Here is a 22,745-nt window from a genome sequence, read left to right as displayed (position 1 = left end):
GTTTCTCCAATATACGCAAATAAATAGAAGAGGTTTTCAAACCTCTTCATATTTGTTATGAATATCTGTTAATAGTTGCTTAACTATTTGAAAAGTTTGGTCAGCATATCTTTTTTGCCCATTTTTATTAATTCAGTTTTTATAGCTTCCCGATACTCTTTTTTATACCAGAATAGAAATTTCCGCTGCGATAACTTCTCCTTTTCACTTTTTGCCGTAAATACTTTCTTTAAAGTATAAGGGTGATAACCCGAGTAGTAGATTACTGTAGCAACCGTCATTGGTGTAGGGGTGAAATCCTGAACTTGTTCCAGTTTAAAATCAAGTTCTTTTGTTTTCACGGCAAGGTCGGCCATATCGGTTGGTTGACTTCCCGGGTGACTTGAAATGAAGTATGGAATTAATTGTTGGTTCAAACCTTCTTTTTTGTTGATGTCATCGAACAAAGCCTTCAGTTTGTAAAATAAATTAAAGGATGGTTTTCTCATCATATTCAAAACATCATCGGAAGTATGCTCCGGAGCAACTTTTAATCTTCCCGACACATGATTTTTAATCAATTCGGTGGCATATTCCCGGTTCGATTTATTTATTTTATCATCTTTAGTTTGATGTAGAATAAGATCATAACGAATTCCGCTGCCAACGAACGATTTCTTAACTCCTGGAACTTGATCAACCTTTTTGTAAATGTCAAGCATTGCCTGATGATTGGTGTTCAGGTTTGGACAAACATCCGGGTGGATGCACGAAGGTCTTCTGCAGGTTTTGCAAATAGATTCGAAAATCCCCTTCATTTGGTACATATTGGCAGAAGGGCCTCCTAAATCAGAAAGATAACCTTTGAAATCGGGCATCTTTGTAATGTTTTCAACCTCTTTCAATATCGATTTTTCAGATCGGTTGGCAATAAATTTTCCCTGATGAGCAGATATGGTACAGAATGAACAGCCTCCAAAACATCCTCTGTGCATGTTTACCGAGAATTTAATCATATCAAAAGCAGGAATCTTTTTGTCTTTGTATCGCGGATGCGGCAATCGGGTATAGGGAAGATCGTAAACTTCATCCATTTCCTTTTCGTTCATCACCGGGTACGGAGGATTCACAACAATGGTCTGATCTTTATAGTCCTGAGTGAGTTTCTTTGCCATCATAGCATTCGATTCCATCTCAATGTAGCGAAAGTTACTTGCGAATTTTTTCTTGTCGTTCAGGCAATCTTCATGTGAATAGAGTTTCTGATCCTGCCATGTTTTTTTTGTAGGATAAACTTCATCCTGGGCAACAAGAAAAGACGTTTGTGGAATATTAGTCAAAGAATAAAATGGTACACCTTTTTTTGTCAGGCGAACAATTTCCTTTAATGGCTTTTCGCCCATTCCATAAACCAGTAAATCGGCATTGCTTTCGCAAAGGATGCTTGGTTTCAGTTCGTTATCCCAGTAATCGTAATGAGTTACTCTCCTTAACGAAGCTTCAATTCCTCCAATTAATATGGGGGTGTCAGGGTATAGTTTTTTCAGAATCTGAGAATAAACTATTGTGGGACGATCAGGCCTTTGGCCGTGTCTGCCATCGGGAGTATACGCATCATCATGCCGTAATCTTCTGTTGGCAGTATAATGATTCACCATCGAATCCATATTCCCCGCGGTTACACCGAAGAATAATTTAGGCTGTCCCAGTTTTTTAAAGTCGCGCAAATCATCACGCCAGTTTGGTTGTGGTACGATGGCAACTTTCAAGCCTTCGTTTTCCAGAACTCTTCCTATAACAGACGCTCCAAACGAAGGATGATCAATATAGGCATCACCGCTGAATAGAATTACATCCAATTCTTCCCAACCTCTTTCTTTTACTTCCTTAGCTGATGTAGGAAGCCATTTATCTATGTGTAATTTGTTGCTCTCAGTCATATGTCTTAAATTATTGCAAAGATAGTATTATTTATAAAGATTTTAAAGAAGGATTCTCATCCCAATAAATAATAAATTTTCAACGGATAATAAAAAGCTTCTTTTGTTGTTTGATTAAAGCCGGACAATTGATGCATATTTGAAAAGGGATTTTGTGATATTGGTGTCTTGAAGTATCTTTGCCTTACTAAAATCTGACAAATGAATTATTTTTCATACCACACTCATACGATCTTTTGCGATGGTAAAAACACAGCGGAAGAATTTGTTGAACGAGCTATAGATCTTGGGTTGAGTGCAGTTGGTTTTTCTTCTCATGCGCCATTGGTGCAAAATGAACCATGGAGTATGCCATTGCAAAGCTTAAAGAAGTATTCAGCTGAAGTGGAGGGATTGAAGCAAAAGTACCGGTCTAAAATACAAATTTACCTGTCTCTGGAGATTGACTATATTCCTGAAGTGATAAAATCTTTTAAGGAGCTGAAAAAAGAGGCTGGGTTAGATTATACAATCGGTTCAGTACATTTGGTGAAAGCTAAATCTGATTCTGAATATTGGTTTCTCGATGGACCGGATACAAATTATATTCATGGTATTGAGGTTTTGTTTGACGGGGATGCGCAAAAAGCAGTTACTGCCTATTACAATCAGGTAATTGAAATGATTGAAACTCAAAAGCCGGACATTGTTGGGCATGTAGATAAGGTAAAAATGAACAATAAAGGCCGTTTTTTTTCTGAAAATGAAAAATGGTATGTTGATTTACTGGATGAGACAATTAAAGTGATTAAGAATTCCGGTACTATTGTTGAAGTCAATACCAGAGGGATTTACAAGAAAAAGTGTGATTCATTTTTTCCCGGTTTGTATTTTTTGAGAGAATGTAAAAAATATGCGGTACCTGTTACAATCAGTACCGATGCTCATCATGTGGATGAATTAGTTTCAGGATTCGATTTAGCTGTGAGTCTGCTCAAAGATATTGGATTTGAGTCGGTTCGTGTTTTTGTTAATGGGGGCTGGTTCGATCAGACTTTGTAATTAACAGTAATTATTAAGTTTTTTAATTGAATATAGGACTGGAGTATTGATAAATAATACTATTTTTATCCGGTTGAAAAGGTCTGATACTTTTGGTTTGGTTAGCGGGTCTGAATAATGCGGGCTTTTTCGAAAACAGTAATGACTTTGAAACAAAAAAACATAGATAAATACTGATTCATGATACAGTCTTGTTAAAGATGTTAATTGATTTAGTTTGTCACTCCCGATATTTGTCGGGACAACCTTTTTAGAACGTATTGACATATGAAGTTGGTTGATCCAAAAGATTTATTAAAGGCAAATGAGAGCCTTAGCTGGTTTGGTGGGGAAAGTTTTGCCAAATTGTTGATGTATATTCTTCGATTGAATAAATTGAATGATTTGTATTCGGCAAATTGTGGTAAGGATGGCATTGATTTTATTGATGCGTTGCTAGACGATTTAGGGATTAAATTCGAATTTGACGAGGAAGAATTAAAGCGTATTCCCAAAGAAGGTCCGTTCATTACAATATCAAATCATCCGTTTGGAGGAATTGACGGCTTAATTCTGATTAAGCTGATTTGTATGGTACGCCCTGAGTTTAAGGCAATGGCTAATTTCTTACTGAAAAAGATTGAGCCCATAAAAGATTATTTTTTGGGTGTAAATCCTTTTGAGGAAAGAAAGGGTGTAGCTTCCAGTACCGGAGGTATTAAAGAAGGGCTTCGTCATCTAAGCGGTGGTTTTCCATTGGGAATATTTCCTGCAGGAGAGGTTTCGTCTTATCAGTCCCACACAAATAATATTACCGATAAGCAATGGCAGCCATCTATTCTTAAGTTTATTAAGAAAGCTGAAGTACCTGTTGTGCCTATTTATTTTCAGGGAAGCAATAGTTTGATATTCCATTTGCTGGGAATGATTCATCCTACACTTCGAACAGTGAAATTGCCATCAGAGTTATTAAATAAAAAGAATAAAACGGTTCGGATCCGTATTGGAAATCCAATTTCGGTAAAAGATCAGAAAGGATTTACAGATATCAATCAGTATGGTCGGTTTTTGCGCGCAAAGACTTATATGCTGGGGACTCCAATTGAGGTAAAAAAGTTTTATCAATTCAAACGCAAGGAAAAAATTGCAAAGGTTGAAGATATTGTACCTCCTGTAAACCCGGAGATTATTCAAAGTGAGGTGGAGAGTCTTCCTCAGGAATACTTGCTGTTTAAAAGCAGTAATTTTACTGTGTATTGTGCACCTTCTTCTAAGTTGCCACATGTGTTGACCGAACTTGGGCGATTAAGGGAAATTACCTTTCGGGAAGTTGGTGAAGGAACAAATCTGGGGATTGATGTTGATGAGTATGATTTGTATTATCATCAGCTTTTTATTTGGGATGAGGAACTGAAAAAGATAGTAGGTGCCTATCGTGTTGGCAAGGGAAATGAAATTCTTTCGGAGTATGGATTGAAAGGCTTTTATTTGCAGAGCCTGTTCCGTATGAGCAAAAAATTCCAGCCTATTCTTCATGAATCATTGGAGTTGGGGCGTTCATTTATTGTGAAGGAATATCAAAAAAAGCCAATGCCTTTATTTTTGCTTTGGAAAGGGATTTTGTATTTCTTACTCAAGAATCCTCAGTCACGTTATTTGATAGGACCTGTGAGTATCAGCAATAAGTATTCTGATTTGTCGAAAGATTTGATCATTAAATTTATTATGCGGAATTATTTCAATTACGATTTAGGACAGTACATTAAATCAAGAAAGAAGTTTAAGGTCAAAATAAAAGATCTGGATGTGGATATTTTATTGGAAATGGCTAAGAATGATATTAATAAGCTAGATAAGTTAATTGGTGATTTTGAGATAACGAATGATAAATTGCCGGTACTTCTTAAAAAATATATTTCTCTGAACGCCAGGATTGTGGGGTTTAATATAGACCCAAATTTTAATGATTGTCTGGATGGTTTAATCGTAGTTGATTTGTTTGATGTGCCAATTAAAGTGATTGAATCATTGTCGAAGGAATTCAATGATGACACCATTATGAAAAGATTTTCATCGGAAGATGTCAGATTTTAGCATATATTTTACCACCTTTGCAAGCAATTTTGTTAACTGAAAAAGATTTAGTAGTTGGATTTTCAATATTTATTTAAAGGAATAGTTGTGGGATTAATGGTTTCGATACCATTAGGCCCGATAGGGGTGTTAATTATTCAAAAAACCATTCAGAAAGGTCGCTTGGCCGGTTTTATTTCGGGTCTGGGTGCTGCTGTTGCAGATATGTTTTATGCTACAGTTGCCGCTTTTGGTTTGGGAATGGTGCTTAGTTTTATTAAAACACAGGAATTCTACCTGCAGTTAATCGGTAGTATTTTTCTGGTGTATGTAGGGTTGCGAATCTTCCTTACAAACCCTATAAAGCAGATTAGAGGGGCAAAGAAAACGGGTAAAAAGGGAATGTTGGGTGACTTTGTTTCTATATTTTTTCTTACAGCATCGAACCCGATTGCAGTTTTTGTTTTTGTTGCAGTTTTTGCCGGAGCATCTATCTTTGGAAGCAATCCGACTTTGAGAATTGAATTGTTCTTGATTTTAGGTGTGCTGTTGGGAGGAGCTTTGTGGTGGTATACCTTGTCGACCATTATTAATATTTTCCGCAAGAAATTCAGGTTAAAACAATTATTTTGGATCAATAAAATTTCGGGAATTGTAATTGCGGCATTAGGATTTCTTGCTTTTCTGGCCTGTTTCGAGCCAATCAAATCCTTTATACATACTTAAAATTACTCAAGGCGGTATCAGAATATAAAAAAAAGACGCATTTGCGTCTTTTTTTTTATTTAGTTCTTTTTTTAATCCACAGGTAAAGAGGCAGTGAAAAAATATTTTCCCTTTCAATACTATCCCCGCTAAAGCCACGCGGCAATTTAATTCTGAGCTTATTATTACAATAAGCTTTTGGTTTCAAGACTTTTCGATCTTTCGGATTTTCCAGACCTTTTAAGACTTTTTATCTTATTGTAACCATGGTTGCTCCCCATCCATATTCTTTAAAAGAGGCATCTTGAGAATAATGTTTTCTGTATTTTCTTTTGAGTTCATTATGAACATGCTGCTTTAATGTACCATTGCCGATACCATGAATAAATACAATTTTTTTGCCTTTCTCATATTGGTTCTGACGCAATACCTCATGAAATTTATTAAGTTGAAATTCAAGGATGTCAGCATTTGATAATCCTGTTACAGAGTCAATTAATGCATTAATGTGTAAGTCAACTTCGATTAAATTATCATCAGAATTATTGTTTTTTGGTGTTGGTTTTACTTTTTCTGAATCTTCTTTTTCACGAATTGCCTGTTGGAAATCTTTATTGCTTAGTTCTTTTATTTTTTGCTCCAGATTTTCACCTGTAAGTTTGTAAAGTATCACTTCCTGATGAAAGTATGCAGTATCCTTATAGCTTGAAGATTTGTGGAATTTTACAGCCTGAATTTTGAGCGTACGATCCAAAGGTTTTTTAGGAGAGCATTTTCCTTGCTGATAAAAAATGATTTGAAAATGACAGCAGGTCAATACGTTCAGGTCTTTTATTTCGTATTCTGATAAAAGAATTTTTGATTTAGGATCAAGAGTTCCGGCGGTTATCCCTTCCAGTCCATTTCCTTTTTCATCACAGAAAGTGTACAAAAGAATTTGATTGGTATCGTTAATTAAAAATAGTTCCAACGGGCTTTCCGATTGGGTGGCCGGTTCCTTGGGGGCAAAAGCAGCGTAAACTTCCTCTTTTTCAACAAATAGTGCTTGTTTCTTTGATGGTAATGAGGAACCTGAACTTGAAGAATTACTTTGTTTGGATTGAGGGGAAGTTCCTGTATTTACCGATTCAATCACAACCAAATTGGTTTTCAGACTTGGAATCTCAAATTCATCCTCGTCGTTTAAAACCATAACAGTTTTAGCATCAATTATTCGGGTGACAATACCACCACCTGTTTCATTTAAAAACCGGACTTTATCTCCTGTATTTATTTGCATCAGATTATCTAATTTGAGTTGACTGTTTGAGCATTCGTTTCGACTTTAGAAATCTAAAATAGTCAACAGGTTTTTGATTCCCGACAAAGTTAGCTATTTTTGCCGATCAAAAGGCAAAGCCCCCTTTTTATTAGGAATAAAGCTTGATTAATTAAGAAATAGATGGATTGTAATATCAATATAAATAGTTTGGATGCCAGGCAAATTCAAATTTCAGATTTCACTTACGATCTTCCCGATCAAAGAATTGCCAAACACCCTTTAGCGAACAGGGATTTGTCAAAATTACTGATTTACAAAAACGGATTGATTTCGGAATCTGTATTTGAGAATTTACCTTCGGAGATTGCCTCTGGAACTACGATGGTATTTAATAATACCAAAGTGATTCAGGCCCGATTGATATTTCATAAGGAAACAGGAGCACGAATTGAAATATTCTGCCTGGAGCCCTTGAAGCCGGCTGATTACAACCTGGCTTTTCAGGCATGTGGTTCTTCATCCTGGAAATGTATAGTAGGAAATGCGCGAAAATGGAAGTCCGGGGTATTAAAAATGCCTTTCTATGTTGAGGATAAGGAGTATTTTCTGAAAGCAGAGAAGCAGGAGGCATTGGAAGGAGCTCAGGAGATCTTTTTTTCGTGGAATCATCCGGATCTGAGTTTTAGTGAAGTGTTGGAACAAACCGGTAAAATTCCAATTCCCCCCTATTTAAATCGTGACACGGAAGCAACAGATTTGCTTCGCTACCAGACCGTTTATTCAAAATACGAAGGCTCGGTGGCGGCGCCAACAGCAGGACTGCATTTTACTGAGGATGTGTTTTCCCACCTGGAAGCAAAAAAAATAAATCGGGAAGAATTGACACTGCATGTTGGAGCCGGAACGTTTAAGCCTGTAAAATCGGAGCAGATAGGCGATCATGAAATGCACACAGAACATATTCAGGTTACCCTTGAGAGTATTCAAAATATAATAAAGCTTAGCGGACAAATTATTGCGGTGGGCACAACATCTGTGCGAAGTTTGGAGAGTTTGTATTGGATGGGTGTTAAAATTCTGACCCAAAAGGAAAATCCTCATTTGCTGGGACAGTGGGAGGCTTATCAGTTACCGGCTAATTACAGCAGGCAGGAATCGTATCAGGCAATTTGCAGCTATATGCAGGAGAAAGGTTTGACTTTATTTAATGTCGCGACTCAGATTATTATCGCTCCGGGATATGAATTTAAAGTTATTTCGGGTTTGGTGACAAACTTTCATCAACCACAAAGTACCTTGCTTCTTTTAATTTCGGCGCTTGTTGGTGATAAATGGAAGGAAATATATCAGTACGCGCTGGATAATGATTTTCGTTTCCTGAGTTATGGTGACAGCTCGCTACTGATGAGGGGATAGAAGAGTCTCAAAAGTCTTGAAAAGTCAAAAAGGTCAACAAGAGATAGATAAAGAGATTGCTTATTTTATCGGAGCCTGAAGGGCTCAAATATGAATAGCCCGGGGTAAATGAGCGAAGCGAATGCCACCCCGGGATAAGAATGGGACATAACAAATTGGCGCAGGTGAAAATCATTCTTTGAAACAAGATCTTATTCTGCGCCGCAAGATGTAATGTAAAAAGAAGCATGGGATTGAATTACCTCTCGGATTTTGCCGTTGGAGAAGAAGTATCTTGAAAAGTCGAAGGTCGAAAAGTCGAAAAAAAGTCAATTGCAGTTTTATGGTTTTAAATGCTGTGTGGCTTTGATCCACCGTTTGGGAAGATATGTGCTTTGTGAATTCATGTATTGCCAACTGCTTTAGCTGTGGTGTGAAAAGATTTATTGCAGCAATTCTCCCATTTTCAGGGGAGATCCCGACAGGGAGAGGGGTGTTTGAGGATTGAAAAAGTCTGGAAGAGTCTGGAAAGGTCTCAAAAGTCTTGAAAAGTGAAAAAGGTCAACAAGAGTGAGATAGATAAAGAGATTGCTTATTTTATCGGAGCCTGAAGGGCTCAAATATGAATAGCCCGGGGTAAATGACCGAAGCGAATGCCACCCCGGGATAAGAATGGGACATAACAAATTGGCGCAGGTGAAAATCATTCTTTGAAACAAGATCTTATTCTGCGCCACAAGATGTAATGTAAAAAGAAGCATGGGATTGAATTACCTCTCGGATTTTGCGGTTGGAGAAGAAGTATCTTGAAAAGTAGAAGGGGCGAAAAGTCAAAAAAAAGTCAATTGCAGTTTTATGGTTTTAGTTGTTTATTTCAATTGAAAAGTATACCATTTAGATTAAATAAAAAAGAGGACAGTATCCCAATGTTGTCTGAAAAGGTTTATTGCAGCAATTCTCCCATTTTAAGGGGAGATCCCGACAGGGAGAGGGGTGTCTGAGGATTGAAAAGTCTGGAAGGGTCTCAAAAGTCTGGAAAGGTCTTGAAAGGTCAAAAAAAGCCAATTGCAGTTTTATGGTTTTAAATGTTATGTGGCTTTTGTCCATGTTAATCGAATGCATTGTCAACTGCTTTAGCTGTTGCAGGGAAGGTGAAGCAGGGAAAATGAATGGCAAAACGGTCAAAAGAAGGGATGGTACAATCGTCATGTTGTAAATATTACCGGGTGTTGTTTTAACGGATTTAAAATGAATGTATTGCGTTTTTTTTTGAAACTTTTACGCAACCCTTTGCGTTTTATGTAATCATATAGTTTTGAGGGGCTATGGATTAAAAGATTATAATTGCATGTGAATGGGCTGTAAAAAATGATAAAAAGTAAAAATGGCAACTTTGACAGTTGCTTTTAGTAAAATAAGGAAGTATTTTTGTACTCAGTATTTATTGTACACACTACTACATATAAAACCAATATCTATGAATTTATCTAAAATTAGTGTCTTCGATCACAACACTCCTCGTTGGATCGTTTTTCTAATTGATTTGTTTATCGGGCTGGCTTCAATTTCTGCCGCTTACTTATTACGTTTCAACTTTAATATTGAGAGTGTTAATCTGAGTTCCGCGAAGTTTGTTATTCCTTTGGTTTTGTTGGTGAGAGCTATTAGTTTTCTGATTGGGGGAACTTATGCAGGAATTGTCCGGTACACAAGTGCTAAAGATGCCGAACGTATTTTCATGGTGATTTCCCTGGGATCTTTACTGTTTGTTCTTACAAACGGATTGAGCTACTATTTTCTGAACGGCGTTTACCTGCTTCCGTTTTCTATTTTGATTATAGAATACATATCAATGGTTTTTTTGATGACCAGCAGTCGTATTATTTTTAAGGCTCTTTATTTTAGATACTTAACTTATTCTAAAATTCGGGAAAACATACTGATTTATGGCAGCGATGAGTTTGGTATTATGGCAAAACACGCACTGGATAGTGGAAAAGATATCAATAGTACAATTGTTGGATTTATCGATCACAACAACAAAAAAGTCGGGAGTAAATTAGAAAACATAAAAATTTATAGTCCGAATGACTTAGATAGATTGTTGGAAAAGCAGGAAATCGATAAGGTTATTATTGCCAAAAAAGATTTAAGTGTTGATGAACGTCAGGATGTGATTGAAAAATGCCTGAATAAAAATGTGAAAGTTTGGGAGGTTCCTAAATTTGAAAGCTGGGTGAACGGCGAGTTGAGTGTGAAGCAGATCCGGGCCATTAAAATAGAGGATTTGTTGGAGCGTGAACCCATAAAATTAGACTGGGATGAAATAGACAGTCAGGTGAGTGGCAAAACGGTTTTGGTAACCGGTGCTGCCGGATCTATTGGGAGTGAAATGGTGCGTCAGGTAGCACGTTTTCGTCCCAAGAGCATTATTTTGTTTGATCAGGCAGAATCACCCTTATACGATATTGAATTGTCATTAAAGGAAGAGTTCAATTTTTATGATTTTGAGATTGTTATTGGAGACGTGCGTGATTTGGAACGAACGCGTAAAATGTTTGAAATCTTCAAGCCTCAATTGGTTTATCATGCAGCGGCTTATAAGCATGTGCCAATGATGGAGAACAATCCTTCCGAGGCCATAAAAACAAATGTGTTTGGAACCAGGAACATTGCTGATTTATCATTGGAATATGGTGTGGAGCGTTTTGTAATGGTTTCGACCGATAAGGCTGTGAACCCAACCAATGTAATGGGTGCATCGAAAAGAATTGCTGAGATTTATACTCAAAGCATGAATTTCCCGGGTGGACAAACACATTTTATTACAACAAGATTTGGGAATGTGCTGGGCTCAAATGGCTCTGTAATTCCCCGGTTTAAGTCTCAGATTGAAAAAGGTGGCCCTATTACGGTTACTCATCCTGATATTACCAGATATTTTATGACGATTCCTGAAGCTTGTCAGTTGGTGATGCAGGCTGGTGCAATAGGTAAAGGAGGGAAAATCTTTATTTTTGATATGGGTCGTTCTGTGAAAATTGTTGATTTGGCCTACAAAATGATCAAATTAAGCGGACTGAAGGTAGGTGTTGATGTAAATGTTCAGTTTACCGGTTTGCGTCCGGGTGAAAAATTGTATGAGGAATTGTTGAATGTGAAAGAGAATACAGTACCTACTAAACATCCTAGAATTATGATTGCAAAAGTCCGGGCTTATGAACGGGAAGAGGTTGAACTATTGATTAACCATTTTTGTGAATTGCTTGATGAAAATGATAATTTTAAGATTGTTGCGCATATGAAGGCTATTGTACCTGAATTTAAATCAATGAATTCAATCTATGAACAGTTGGATGCAAAAATTATCCGCAGGAAAGAGCAGATTGGATTGATTGATTTGGCCGAAATCAAAGAGATGCTGCGATAATTATCCGGAGAAATGGAAATTATTATACAACAGCTTGTTAAATTCTTGTAAGTGCTTTATTTTTAGAGAGATTTCATTAATGGGCATCCTGACCTAAGGTTTGAAAATAAGCGCATTGTTAATCAGTCTAATATCTCACAGCTAAAATCTAACGATCTATTATTATAAGGAGACCGTATCGAATTTATTGACACGGTTTTTTTATTTGGCAGGTTTGACAGGCAAATAAATGATTGAGAAATTGTACTATTGCAGGGAATTGCAGTTCTGTATGCAATGTGTTCATAAAATAAGGGAAGTAAAATGCTCTGAAATTAGGGAATTGTGAATTCGTTCCTTATTTTTGTGCTGCGAAAAAAATCTTTCGTCTTATTGAAATAGGGTTTTGTCACAACAAAACGGGTATAGATGATAGGAATAAAGGTACATACTATATAAATGTTATTGAAATTATGATTTGGTCGGTAAAAAAAATGTTTCTGGTTTGTTTGTTTGCGGTTTTATTCATCGGGACAGCAAACTCTCAAAACACAAATATCAATCCAGCGAGTGTAAATGTGGAAGCCTTGAGTGATGCTCAGATTGAAAAGCTGATTTCCGAAATGGAAAAAAACGGCATGAGTCTGGAAGAGGCAATGGCACTGGCACGGGCCAGAGGAGCTTCTCAGTTGCAGATCGATCAAATGGTGAAAAAAATCAACGAGTACAAAAGCGGTAAACGAAACGGGGAAGCTCAGGAGAAAGACCTGAAGGAAGGTTTAAAAGCTCCAAAGGAGGAAGTGTTCACTGAGAAAGAGGAATTTAAAGCCACAGAAAAAAACAAAGAGATTTTTGGGTTTCAATTTTTCAACTCAAAAAATTTAAGTTTCGAACCGGCAATCGATGTGCCTGTGTCAGAATCTTACTCTTTAGGAATAGGCGATGAAGTTAATATATCCGTTTATGGTGCTTCTCAGCAAAATTATCAGTTAACAGTTCAAAAAAGCGGAGCCATAACCATTCCTGATTTAGGGCCGGTTCACGTGTATGGCATTTCGTTTGCCAAAGCACAGGCAAAAATTAAAAGCAGATTGCTTTCCATTTACAATGGCATGGGTGGCGATCGGCCAAATACCTTTGCTGATGTAAGTATGGGAAGCTTAAAAGGGATTAAAGTGAATGTGATTGGGGAGGTGAATTTGCCGGGTACTTATTCTTTACCGGCAACGGCTTCGGCTTTTAATGCCTTATACCTTGCAGGGGGACCCAATGAAAATGGATCTTTCCGAAGTATCGACGTGCAGCGAGATGGTAAATTGGTGTGCAGTATAGATGTTTACGCTTATCTGATTGATGGAAAAACGCAAAACAACATACAGTTGCGCGATCAGGATGTGGTCTTGGTGCGTCCTTACGCAAAAAGAGTGAAAGTAGCAGGAGAATTTAAACGGACCGGATTGTTTGAGGCTCAGGCCGATGAAACAGTGGCTGATTTACTGCGCTTTGCCGGAGGCTTTACGGATAAAGCTTATACTCATCGTTTGGAATTGTATCGCAACAATACCAGAACTCTTAGTTTTAAAGGGGTTGCTGCTGATCAATACGATCAGGTTCAACTGATGAACGGTGACTCATTGGTTGCAGGAATGCTCACCGAACGTTTCGAAAACAGGGTAAGCATAGATGGCGCGGTGTACCGTCCGGGCAATTACGAATTGACGGAAGGCTTACAATTGTCCCAATTGATTCAAAAAGCGGAAGGACTCAAAGAAGAAGCATTTATGGAACGGGCAGTCATTACAAGAAAGCTGGAGGACATGAGCTTGAAAGCCATTTCCTTTTCGGTCCGGGATGTGGTGAATGGAAAAATAGATTTTGAGCTTCAGAAAGAAGACCGGATTCAGATTTCATCCATATTTGATATGCGCGAAGCCAGAACGGTTGAAATTGTGGGAGAAGTTCAGTTCGAAGGAACTTATGCCTGGGCAGAAAATTTACGGATAGGAGATCTGATTTTTCAGGCAGGAGGCTTCAAAGAGGATGCTGAAGTGGCAGGTTTGGAAGTGAGCCGCGTGCTGGATTACAACGAAACCAGCCAGTTGACAAAGTCGTTGCTGCATACCTTTCAGTTTTCGTTGGACCGGAATTTAAAATTGAATTTGGAAGATGAAGCCTTTTTATTGAAACCTTTCGATAAAGTATATGTGCGCCGCGCTCCGGGTTTTCGTCCGCAGGGAGCTGCCAACATTCAGGGAGAGGTTAAATATTCGGGGGATTACGGGATTATTCATAAGAACGAAAAAATATCAGATATCATTCGAAGAGCAGGAGGGATCACTTCAGAGGCTTATGTGAAAGGGGCTTCCTTGCGCCGAAGAATAGAATTGAGCGAAGCTGAATATCAGGCCAAAGTGGCCATTGCGGCTCAGGATACCACCATGACCGAAGCGGATATTGAAAAGGTAGCTTATCAGATTGTTGGAATCGATTTGACAGCCATTTTAGGTCATCCCGGTGGCGTGGAAGATTTGCAGGTAAAAGCAGGAGATCAGATCTTGGTTCCCTCTAAATTAGAGACGGTAATGGTATCCGGCTCTGTATTGAGTCCGGTGGCGCATACTTTTACAAAGAAGAAAAAATTAAAAGATTACGTGTACAGCAGTGGTGGTTTCGCCGAACGGGCAAAAAAAGGAAAGGTATATGTTCTGTATGCCAATGGAACCACTCAGGCAACAAAAGGAGGACTATTCGGCCGTCGTTTTCCGAAGGTAGAACCGGGTTGCGAGATCATTGTGCCCGAAAAACCAGAGGTTGACAAAGCCGGACAGGCAAGCAAATGGCTGGCTATAGCATCTACCTTTGCAACATTAATTACCGCCATTGCGGTGGCTACGAGGTAGGCGTCATCCCGAGTGAGGGTAGTCATCCCGATCCCGAGAATCGGGAGAGGGATCTCAACAATGAAGGAGTGTCATCCCGAGCTTGTCGAGGGATCTCAGTGAGTTAGGGAGGAGATCCTTCACTACGTTCCTCCGTTCAGGATGACAGTTTTGAGCATTGTCATTATAAATGAAGAACCTCATCCCGGGTGTGGGTAGTCATCCTGAGCTTGTCGAAGGATCTAAACAATAAAAAGAGAATGTGAAAACTTATTACGTCTACATATTAACAAATAAAAACAAAACTGTTTTATATGTAGGTGTTACAAATAATTTACAAAGACGATTGAGTGAGCATGTGAGTCATGCAGACCACATAAACGCTTTTACAAAACGCTATAATTGTCATCATTTGATTTATTTTGAAGAGCACGATGATGTGAATTTGGCGATTGAGAGAGAAAAGAAATTGAAAGGATGGCGACGGGAGAAAAAGAACATCTTAATTTCGGAATTCAATCCGGAATGGAAGTTTTTAGAGAGTGAGTTCTTTGTTTGAACAGATTCTTCACTGCGTTCAGAATGACAGCTTTATTTTGCAGGTCATCCTGATCCCGAGAATCGGGAGAAGGATCTCAGTGAGTTAGGGAGGAGATCCTTCACTGCGTTCCTCCGTTCAGGATGACAGTTTTGAGCATTGTCATCCCGAGCAGGATTTGTCATCCCGATCCCGAGAATCGAGATCGGGATCTCAAAAAAAAGATGAAGTAAAAAAAGAAAAACAGATAATGAACCAGGAAAAAGACATACGATGGAGGCAGCGTTTTCAGAATTTTGAAAAAGCGTATACCGTGCTGGACAAAACCATGAAGATTATTTCTCCTTCGGATATAGAGATCATGGCGATTATTCAGGCCTTCGAATTGAGTTTTGAATTGGCATGGAAGGTGATGAAGGATTATCTGGAGTCGGAAGGCTTTGACCCGAAATCTCCCCGTGAAACGATAAAACATGCTTTTCAGGTAAAACTGGTGGAGGATGGTCATGTTTGGATGGATGCTTTAAAAGATAGAAATTTAACTGTGCATACCTACGATGAGGCCTTTGCAAAGGAAATGGGACTAAAAATAAAAAATAACTATTATCCGGCTATTCAAAGCTTATATGTAAAAATGAAAGAGTGGCTGTAGTTCACTAGAAGATGTCATCCCGATCCCGAGAATCGGGAGAGGGATCTCATAATAAAAGGAACGAAGTTGTTAGGGAGGAGATCCTTCACTACGTTCCTCCGTTCAGGATGACAGCAATGATTGAGGGATCTCATCAAAAAGGATTGTCCTTCCAAAAGTTCGGAAGAGGATATTTAAAGTGAAATGTAATTGGTAAATAAATTGTATGTACGGACTAACAGAACAAGATATGAAATGGATTAAAGAGGCCGTAATGAAATTGCCCGAAATTCAGGAAACTATTTTGTTTGGTTCTCGAGCAATTGGAAATTATAAAACAGCTTCTGATGTCGATCTGTGCATCAAAGGGGAGAAGATAAATAGTCAAATAGTACTATTTTTGCGGGAATTATTAGAGGAAGAGTATTCACTACCCTATTTTTTTGACGTAATTCATTATGAGAAAATTACGAATGAAGAATTGAAAAAGCATATTGATGAAAAAGGGAAGAGATTGTGAGTGTAGTTTTTCGATGTCAATAGTTATGCCAAAGGATGCACGTCATCCTGAGCTTGTCGAAGGATCTAATTATATGAGTGAACAGATCCTTCACTGCGTTCCTTCGTTCAGGATGACAGTTTTGAGCATTGTCATCCTTAGCTTGTCGAAGGATCTCATTCAAAAGGAGCCGTACAAAAAGGAACAGATCCTTCACTGCGTTCCTCCGTTCAGGATGACGGTTTTGAGGATTGTCATCCCGATCCCGAGAATCGGGAGAGGGATCTCATGATAAAAGGGACGAAATTGTTAGGAGGAGATCCTTCACTGCGTTCCTCCGTTCAGGATGACAGGTTGGAGGATTGTCATCCCGATCCCGAGAATCGGGAGAAGGATCTCAGCAATAAAGGTAAGCAATGAAAGTGAACAGATCCTTCACTACGTTCCTCCGTTCAGGATGACCACAATGAAGGATCTCAACAATAACGGAACGTCATCCCGAGCTTGTCGAGGGATCTAAACAATAAAAAGAGAATGTGAAAACATATTACGTCTACATATTAACAAACAAAAACAAAACTGTTTTATATGTAGGTGTTACGAATAATTTACAAAGACGATTAAGTGAGCATGTGAGTCATGTAGACCACATAAACGCTTTTACAAAACGCTATAATTGTCATCATTTGATTTATTTTGAAGAGCACGATGATGTGAATTTGGCGATTGAGAGAGAAAAGAAATTAAAAGGATGGCGACGAGAGAAAAAGAATATCTTAATTTCGGAATTCAATCCAGAATGGAAGTTTTTAGAGGGTGAGTTCTTTGTTTGAACAGATCCTTACAGTTGAACGTCATCCCGAGCTTGTCGAGGGATCTCAAAAATAAGGGAGTGTCATCCCGAGCTCGTCGAGGGATCTTAACCGTAGAGGGACAGATTCTTCACTGCGTTCAGAATGACAGCTTTATTTTGCAGGTCATCCCGAGCTTGTCGAGGGATCTCAATAAAATGGAGTAATAGTGTAATTAGTTATAATTAGTTATAATTAGTGAAAATTAAAATGAAATAAAAGAACATCACAATAGCTGATGAAGTGCAAATAGACGCATTAGCGTAATTGGCCTTAATTAGCGTCATTATTAATAGAGCAATGAAAGAAATAAAAGACACTGATATACAACACACCGACGACGAAATAGACTTAATCGCCCTCGCAAAGACCCTCTGGAACGGCCGCCGCACCGTAATCCGAACCACCCTTATTTTTATGGTGCTGGGTTTGTTCATCGCCATTTTTTCAGCGAAAGAATACACCGCATCAACCACCATGGTGCCACAGTCATCCGAAGGAGGATCTAAACTGGGGGGTAGTCTGGGCGGACTCGCCGCTATGGCAGGAATCAATCTGGGAAGCATGAGTGGTGGTTCTACCATTCCCCCATCATTGTATCCTAAAATAATCAGCAGCATTCCCTTTCAAAAAGAGCTGATGCAAACGCCTTTGGATATTGAAGGGCAAGAGCAACCAATTACATTTGCAGACTACTATTTGGAAATCAAAAAGCCAAATTTATTGGGCTATATTAAAAGATATACCATAGGATTACCAGGTGTTATTATTGGAGCCACCATCAAAGCCATTAAAGGCGAACGTACAGACGTTATGCTTGCGTCTCAAAGCAATGACCAATTGCTAAGCATCACTCAAGACGAAAAGCAACTAATTAGCATCCTATCAGCTCAATTATCTCTGGAAGTAAACGACAAAGATGGCTATGTATCCCTATCAGCGAGTATGCCCGAGGCCAAAGCAGCCGCTCAATTGGCAAAAAAGGCTCAGGAATTATTACAGGAAGCCATTACGGCTTTTAAAATTCAAAAGGCAAAAGATCAATTGGTCTTTGTTGAGGAGCGTTATGCCGAAAAAGAAGCTGTTTTTAACGCAGTACAGGATAAATTGGCCCAGTTTCGCGATCAAAACAAGAACGTAAGCACCGCTGTGGCTCAAACCCAATTGGAACGTCTGCAATCCGATTTTTCCATGGCTTCATCGGTCTACACCGAATTGGCCAAACAGTTGGAAACTCAAAAAATACAAGTAAAAGAAGATACCCCTGTTTTCACCATCATCGAACCGGTTTCAATACCAATGGATAAATCAAAACCCCAACGACCAATGATTTTAGTGATTTGGACTTTCTTAGGGGGAATTGTGGGTGTGGGAATGGTGTTTGGGCGCGAGTTTCTAGGTGTGATAAAGAGGCAGTGGAAGCAAGTTTAATTTTCTAAAGACCTTGTCTAAATTTGTAATACTTGATTATTAGAAAAATGATGATAAATATTAATGATTTTATATCGAAATATGTTACTAAACGTGAGACAAGCATGTTTAATGATGATATTGAAAAAAATAAAATTCAATTACAAGATGAGATTAAGGATAAATCGGTTTTAGTAATTGGAGGAGCGGGTACGATTGGTAGTTCGTTTATTCGAGCCTTGTTGCCATTTCACCCAAAATCTTTGACTGTTGTTGATATCAACGAGAATGGATTAACCGAATTGACGAGAGATTTGAGAAGTACAAAAGGGATGTTTGTCCCCAGTGAGTTTGTGACTTATCCTATGAATTATGCAGACTCTGTATTTACTAAGATGTTTGTGGCAAATGAGGGCTTTGATATTGTTGCTAACTTTTCTGCACACAAACATGTTCGTAGTGAGAAAGATCGCTTTTCAGTTGAGGCACTGATTCGAAACAATGTTATTAATGCAAAAGCCTTGCTTGATTTACTGGAAGATTATAAGCCCAAACATTTTTTCTGCGTATCTACCGATAAAGCGGCTAATCCTGTAAACATCATGGGAGGGAGTAAGAAGATTATGGAAGACATGATTATGACTTATTCGACTTCTTATCCTGTAACGACAGCTAGATTTGCAAATGTGGCTTTTTCAAACGGTTCGTTACCAGCGGGTTTTTTAGAACGATTGGCAAAGCAGCAACCTATTTCAGCACCATCTGATGTGACACGTTATTTTGTTTCTCCGGAAGAGAGTGGACAGATTTGCTTATTGGCATGTATTTTGGGTAATAGTGGTGAGATATATTTTCCTAAGCTGCAGAAAGAGCAGGTGATGACTTTTTCTGAAATGGCTGATCTGCTTTTGAAAGATTTAGGTTATGAAGTCGAGAGATGTGAGTCTGATGAAGAGGCAATTTGTAAAGCTCAAAAATTAGTTAGTAATTATAAAAAATACCCGGTTTATTATTCAGGGAGTGATACAACTGGTGAAAAAGCTTACGAAGAATTCTATACGGAGGAAGAATCTACCGATATGGTTAGATACACTTCTTTAGGCGTTGTTACTAATCTAAAGCCTAGACCGAAAGAAGAGTTGAAAATTTTGTTGGATTCCTTGGTACAAGCTTTTGATAATTCGTTAACAACGAAAGCCGAAATAGTGAATATTATGAAGAAATTCTTGGTGAATTTTGACCATGTTGAAATGGGTAAAACTTTAGATTCTAAAATGTAATGTATAAGAAAACTGTAGATTTTATAAAAGAGCTTTATCAAACAAAAGAATTTATTCCTTTGCACGCTCCTGTGTTCTTCGGAAATGAGAAAAAGTATCTCGAAGAATGTATCGATTCAACATTCGTTTCGAGTGTTGGTCAATTTGTAGATCGTTTTGAGGAGATGATGGCTGATTATACGGGTGCGAAAAAAGCGGTAGTCTGTGTGAATGGAACGAATGCCTTACAGATGGCTCTGCTTTTGGTTGGTGTAGAAAGGGAGGATGAAATAATTACACAAGCCTTAACATTTATAGCTACAGCCAATGCTATATCATATTGTGGAGCTCACCCTGTTTTTTTAGATGTTGATAAAGAAACTATGGGGCTTTCGCCTGATTCTGTTGAAAAGTGGCTTGAGAGTCATGCAGTTTTGAAGGACGGAGTTTGTTATAATAAAACGACAGGGCGAAGAATTAAGGCCTGTGTGCCTATGCATACTTTTGGTCATCCAGTGCGTATTGATGAATTGATCACAGTTTGTGAAAAATATCAGATTGAATTGGTTGAGGATGCAGCTGAGAGTTTAGGTAGTTTTTACAAAGGGAAACATACAGGAACCTTTGCTAGGATTGGTATCTTGAGTTTCAATGGTAATAAAACCATTACTACCGGAGGTGGGGGGATGTTGCTATTTAATGATGAGGATTTAGCGAAACGTGCCAAACATTTGACAACTCAGGCTAAGATACCGCATGTATGGGAATTTGCTCATGATGATATTGGTTATAACTTTAGAATGCCAAACTTGAATGCGGCTCTTGGCTGTGCTCAGTTAGAGAAAATCGATGTCATTTTAGAAAGTAAACACAAAACAGCTAAAGCTTATCAAGAGTATTTTGCTGATACTGTAATAAAATATTTTACTGAGCCTAAAGATTGTAAATCAAATTATTGGCTAAATGCAGTTCTATTGCGTAGTAAGGAAGAACGTGATGAATTCTTAAAATATACAAATGATAATGGAGTAATGACAAGACCTATATGGCAATTGATGAATCGCTTACCAATGTTTACAAATTGTCAGACAGATGGTTTGATTAATTCGATTTGGTTTGAAGAAAGAGTTGTTAATATACCGAGTAGTGTTATCTAATTATGAAACGTCCAAGACAAACAATAGTGACACACAGGGGTATGATTATCAGTTCATGGTAAGTTCCATATGGCAAATGAAAAACAAATTATAAACATATGAAAAGGAATTTAGTACTTGTCGGAGGTGGAGGTCATTGCAAATCAGTTATTGATGTTGCTGAAAGTTCAGGCTACAATATTCTTGGAATTTTGGATACTCCTGAACAAATAGGGAATAAAGTACTCTCATATGAAGTTATAGGAAATGATGATGATATTGTTAAATATGTTGATGAAGCTGAATTCCTTGTAACTGTAGGACAAATTAAGGATGTTAGTTTAAGAATTAGATTACATGATAAAATATTAGCTGCTGGTGGAAAATTAGCAACAATCATTGCTTCTACAGCTTATGTTTCAAAATATTCTGTTATAGGACAAGGAACGGTTATTATGCACAATGCATTTGTAAATGCGGATGTTAAAATTGGTGAGGCTTGCATTATTAATAGTTTTGCAAATGTTGAACATGATTCTATAATTGGTGATTTTTGCCATATTTCGACTGGTGTTATGGTCAATGGATCTTGTGTCATAGGGAACAAATCATTTATAGGTAGTCAGTCGGTACTTGCAAACAATATTACAATTACTTCTGATTGTGTTGTGGCTGTTGGTACAACAGTTAATAAAAATCTTAAGGAAAAAGGGATTTATTTTGGAAATCCTGCTGTATTAAAGTAAATATTAATGGATATGAATAGAACTCTTATCATAGCTGAAGCTGGTGTTAATCACAACGGATCCTTGGAGAGGGCTAAGAGGATGGTTGATGTGGCAGCTATAGCTGGTGTTGATTATATCAAGTTTCAAACATTTAAGGCTGAAGCTTTAGTTTCTAAAGGTGCCAAACAAGCTGAATACCAGACTAAAAATTTGGGTGGAAAGAATGATTCACAATATGAGATGTTAAAGGCTTTGGAGTTGAGTGAAACAAATCATGATGAGTTAATAGAATATTGCCATCAAAAGGGTGTGGGTTTTCTTTCAACAGCTTTCGATATGATGAGTTTAGATTACTTAAATAGTCTTAATATTCCTTTTTGGAAAATACCTTCAGGCGAATTGACTAATCTGCCTTATTTGCAGAAAATAGCAAGCCTTGATAAAGACATCGTTTTATCAACAGGAATGGCAGATTTATCAGAAATTGAAGCTGCAATAAATGTTTTAGAAAAAAATGGTTCTGATCGATCGCGCATGACAATTTTACATTGTAATACTGAATATCCTACGCCTATGTGTGATGTTAACCTAAAAGCAATGATTACTATTCAAGAAGCTTTTAAAACTAAAATTGGCTATTCGGATCATACATTAGGTATAGAAGTCGCTATTGCTGCGGTAGCTTTGGGTGCTACTGTTATTGAAAAGCATTTTACTTTGGATCGAAACTTAGAGGGACCTGATCATAAAGCTTCTTTAGAGCCTGACGAGTTGAAACAAATGGTAAAGTGTATACGAAATATCGAGAACGCTATGGGTGATGGGGTGAAAAGACCTTCGGCAAGCGAAATGAAAAATAAGATAGCAGCTAGAAAAAGTATTGTTGCTGATTGCGCTATTAAGAAAGGTGATGTTTTTAGTGAAACTAATTTATCTGTAAAAAGACCTGGTAACGGGATTAGTCCAATGTTGTGGAATGAAATATTAGGAAAAACAGCTGATCGGGATTATAAGGCTGATGATTTAATTTAG

The 22,745-nt window shown here is 37.9% G+C and carries 17 protein-coding genes; 15 read left to right on the top strand and 2 right to left on the bottom strand.

From position 1 onward, the window contains the following. Positions 1-83: 83 nt before the first annotated feature. Positions 84-1,919 carry a YgiQ family radical SAM protein gene (locus tag BZG01_RS03400; protein WP_101308421.1) on the bottom strand — a complete coding sequence of 612 codons (1,836 nt, stop codon included), beginning with the start codon at positions 1,917-1,919 and terminating at the stop codon, positions 84-86. Positions 1,920-2,120: 201 nt separating this feature from the next. Here BZG01_RS03400 and BZG01_RS03395 point away from each other — a divergent pair, with 201 nt between their 5' ends. From BZG01_RS03395 to BZG01_RS03385, 3 genes are all read left to right on the top strand, one after another. Beyond that, entirely contained in the window at positions 2,121-2,960 is an 840-nt protein-coding gene (locus tag BZG01_RS03395; RefSeq protein WP_101308420.1) for a histidinol-phosphatase HisJ, read from the top strand. Positions 2,961-3,227: 267 nt separating this feature from the next. After that, the gene (locus BZG01_RS03390) at positions 3,228-5,033 is read left to right on the top strand and encodes a bifunctional lysophospholipid acyltransferase family protein/GNAT family N-acetyltransferase (RefSeq protein WP_101308419.1); all 1,806 of its coding nucleotides are present in this window, start codon (positions 3,228-3,230) and stop codon (positions 5,031-5,033) included. A gap of 54 nt (positions 5,034-5,087) precedes the next feature. Then, positions 5,088-5,738 carry a LysE family translocator gene (locus BZG01_RS03385; protein ID WP_197092799.1) on the top strand — a complete coding sequence of 217 codons (651 nt, stop codon included), beginning with the start codon at positions 5,088-5,090 and terminating at the stop codon, positions 5,736-5,738. 229 nt (positions 5,739-5,967) lie between these two features. Here the strand turns inward: BZG01_RS03385 and BZG01_RS03380 are convergent, their stop codons facing one another. Next, positions 5,968-6,996 carry a Smr/MutS family protein gene (locus BZG01_RS03380; RefSeq protein ID WP_101308418.1) on the bottom strand — a complete coding sequence of 343 codons (1,029 nt, stop codon included), beginning with the start codon at positions 6,994-6,996 and terminating at the stop codon, positions 5,968-5,970. Between the two features lie 162 nt (positions 6,997-7,158). On the opposite strand from BZG01_RS03380, the gene BZG01_RS03375 reads away from it, so the two are divergent. The 12 genes from BZG01_RS03375 to neuB all read left to right on the top strand — a co-directional run bounded on the left by BZG01_RS03375 (position 7,159) and on the right by neuB (position 22,745). After that, a complete protein-coding gene (locus BZG01_RS03375) occupies positions 7,159-8,394 on the top strand; it encodes an S-adenosylmethionine:tRNA ribosyltransferase-isomerase (RefSeq protein ID WP_143470820.1) in 1,236 nt (411 codons plus the stop codon). A gap of 1,456 nt (positions 8,395-9,850) precedes the next feature. Beyond that, complete coding sequence (locus tag BZG01_RS03370) at positions 9,851-11,803, top strand: polysaccharide biosynthesis protein (protein ID WP_101308417.1); 1,953 nt, start codon at positions 9,851-9,853, stop codon at positions 11,801-11,803. Positions 11,804-12,255: 452 nt separating this feature from the next. Continuing rightward, positions 12,256-14,682 carry an SLBB domain-containing protein gene (locus BZG01_RS03365; RefSeq protein WP_101308416.1) on the top strand — a complete coding sequence of 809 codons (2,427 nt, stop codon included), beginning with the start codon at positions 12,256-12,258 and terminating at the stop codon, positions 14,680-14,682. Positions 14,683-14,923: 241 nt separating this feature from the next. After that, positions 14,924-15,220 carry a GIY-YIG nuclease family protein gene (locus BZG01_RS03360; RefSeq protein ID WP_101308415.1) on the top strand — a complete coding sequence of 99 codons (297 nt, stop codon included), beginning with the start codon at positions 14,924-14,926 and terminating at the stop codon, positions 15,218-15,220. A 229-nt stretch (positions 15,221-15,449) separates the two neighbouring features. Then, complete coding sequence (locus BZG01_RS03355) at positions 15,450-15,851, top strand: nucleotidyltransferase substrate binding protein (protein ID WP_101308501.1); 402 nt, start codon at positions 15,450-15,452, stop codon at positions 15,849-15,851. A 229-nt stretch (positions 15,852-16,080) separates the two neighbouring features. Continuing rightward, entirely contained in the window at positions 16,081-16,350 is a 270-nt protein-coding gene (locus tag BZG01_RS03350) for a nucleotidyltransferase domain-containing protein (protein ID WP_218972993.1), read from the top strand. A gap of 515 nt (positions 16,351-16,865) precedes the next feature. Then, positions 16,866-17,162: a GIY-YIG nuclease family protein gene (locus BZG01_RS03340; RefSeq protein ID WP_101308412.1), complete on the top strand. Its 297-nt coding sequence runs from the start codon at positions 16,866-16,868 to the stop codon at positions 17,160-17,162. 318 nt (positions 17,163-17,480) lie between these two features. Continuing rightward, entirely contained in the window at positions 17,481-18,611 is a 1,131-nt protein-coding gene (locus BZG01_RS03335; RefSeq protein ID WP_101308411.1) for a GNVR domain-containing protein, read from the top strand. 32 nt (positions 18,612-18,643) lie between these two features. Further along, complete coding sequence (locus BZG01_RS03330; RefSeq protein WP_218972992.1) at positions 18,644-19,870, top strand: UDP-N-acetylglucosamine 4,6-dehydratase; 1,227 nt, start codon at positions 18,644-18,646, stop codon at positions 19,868-19,870. Beyond that, positions 19,870-21,006, top strand: a complete 1,137-nt coding sequence (locus BZG01_RS03325) for a LegC family aminotransferase (RefSeq protein WP_101308409.1) — start codon at positions 19,870-19,872, stop codon at positions 21,004-21,006. Before BZG01_RS03330 ends, BZG01_RS03325 begins: the two co-directional genes overlap by 1 nt. A gap of 98 nt (positions 21,007-21,104) precedes the next feature. Further along, a complete protein-coding gene (locus tag BZG01_RS03320) occupies positions 21,105-21,731 on the top strand; it encodes an acetyltransferase (protein ID WP_101308408.1) in 627 nt (208 codons plus the stop codon). A 12-nt stretch (positions 21,732-21,743) separates the two neighbouring features. Further along, complete coding sequence (gene neuB, locus BZG01_RS03315; protein ID WP_101308500.1) at positions 21,744-22,745, top strand: N-acetylneuraminate synthase; 1,002 nt, start codon at positions 21,744-21,746, stop codon at positions 22,743-22,745.

The organism is Labilibaculum manganireducens, assembly GCF_002843385.1.
GTDB classification, from domain to species: Bacteria; Bacteroidota; Bacteroidia; order Bacteroidales; family Marinifilaceae; genus Labilibaculum; species Labilibaculum manganireducens.
This window is presented reverse-complemented; position numbering and strand designations above follow the sequence as displayed.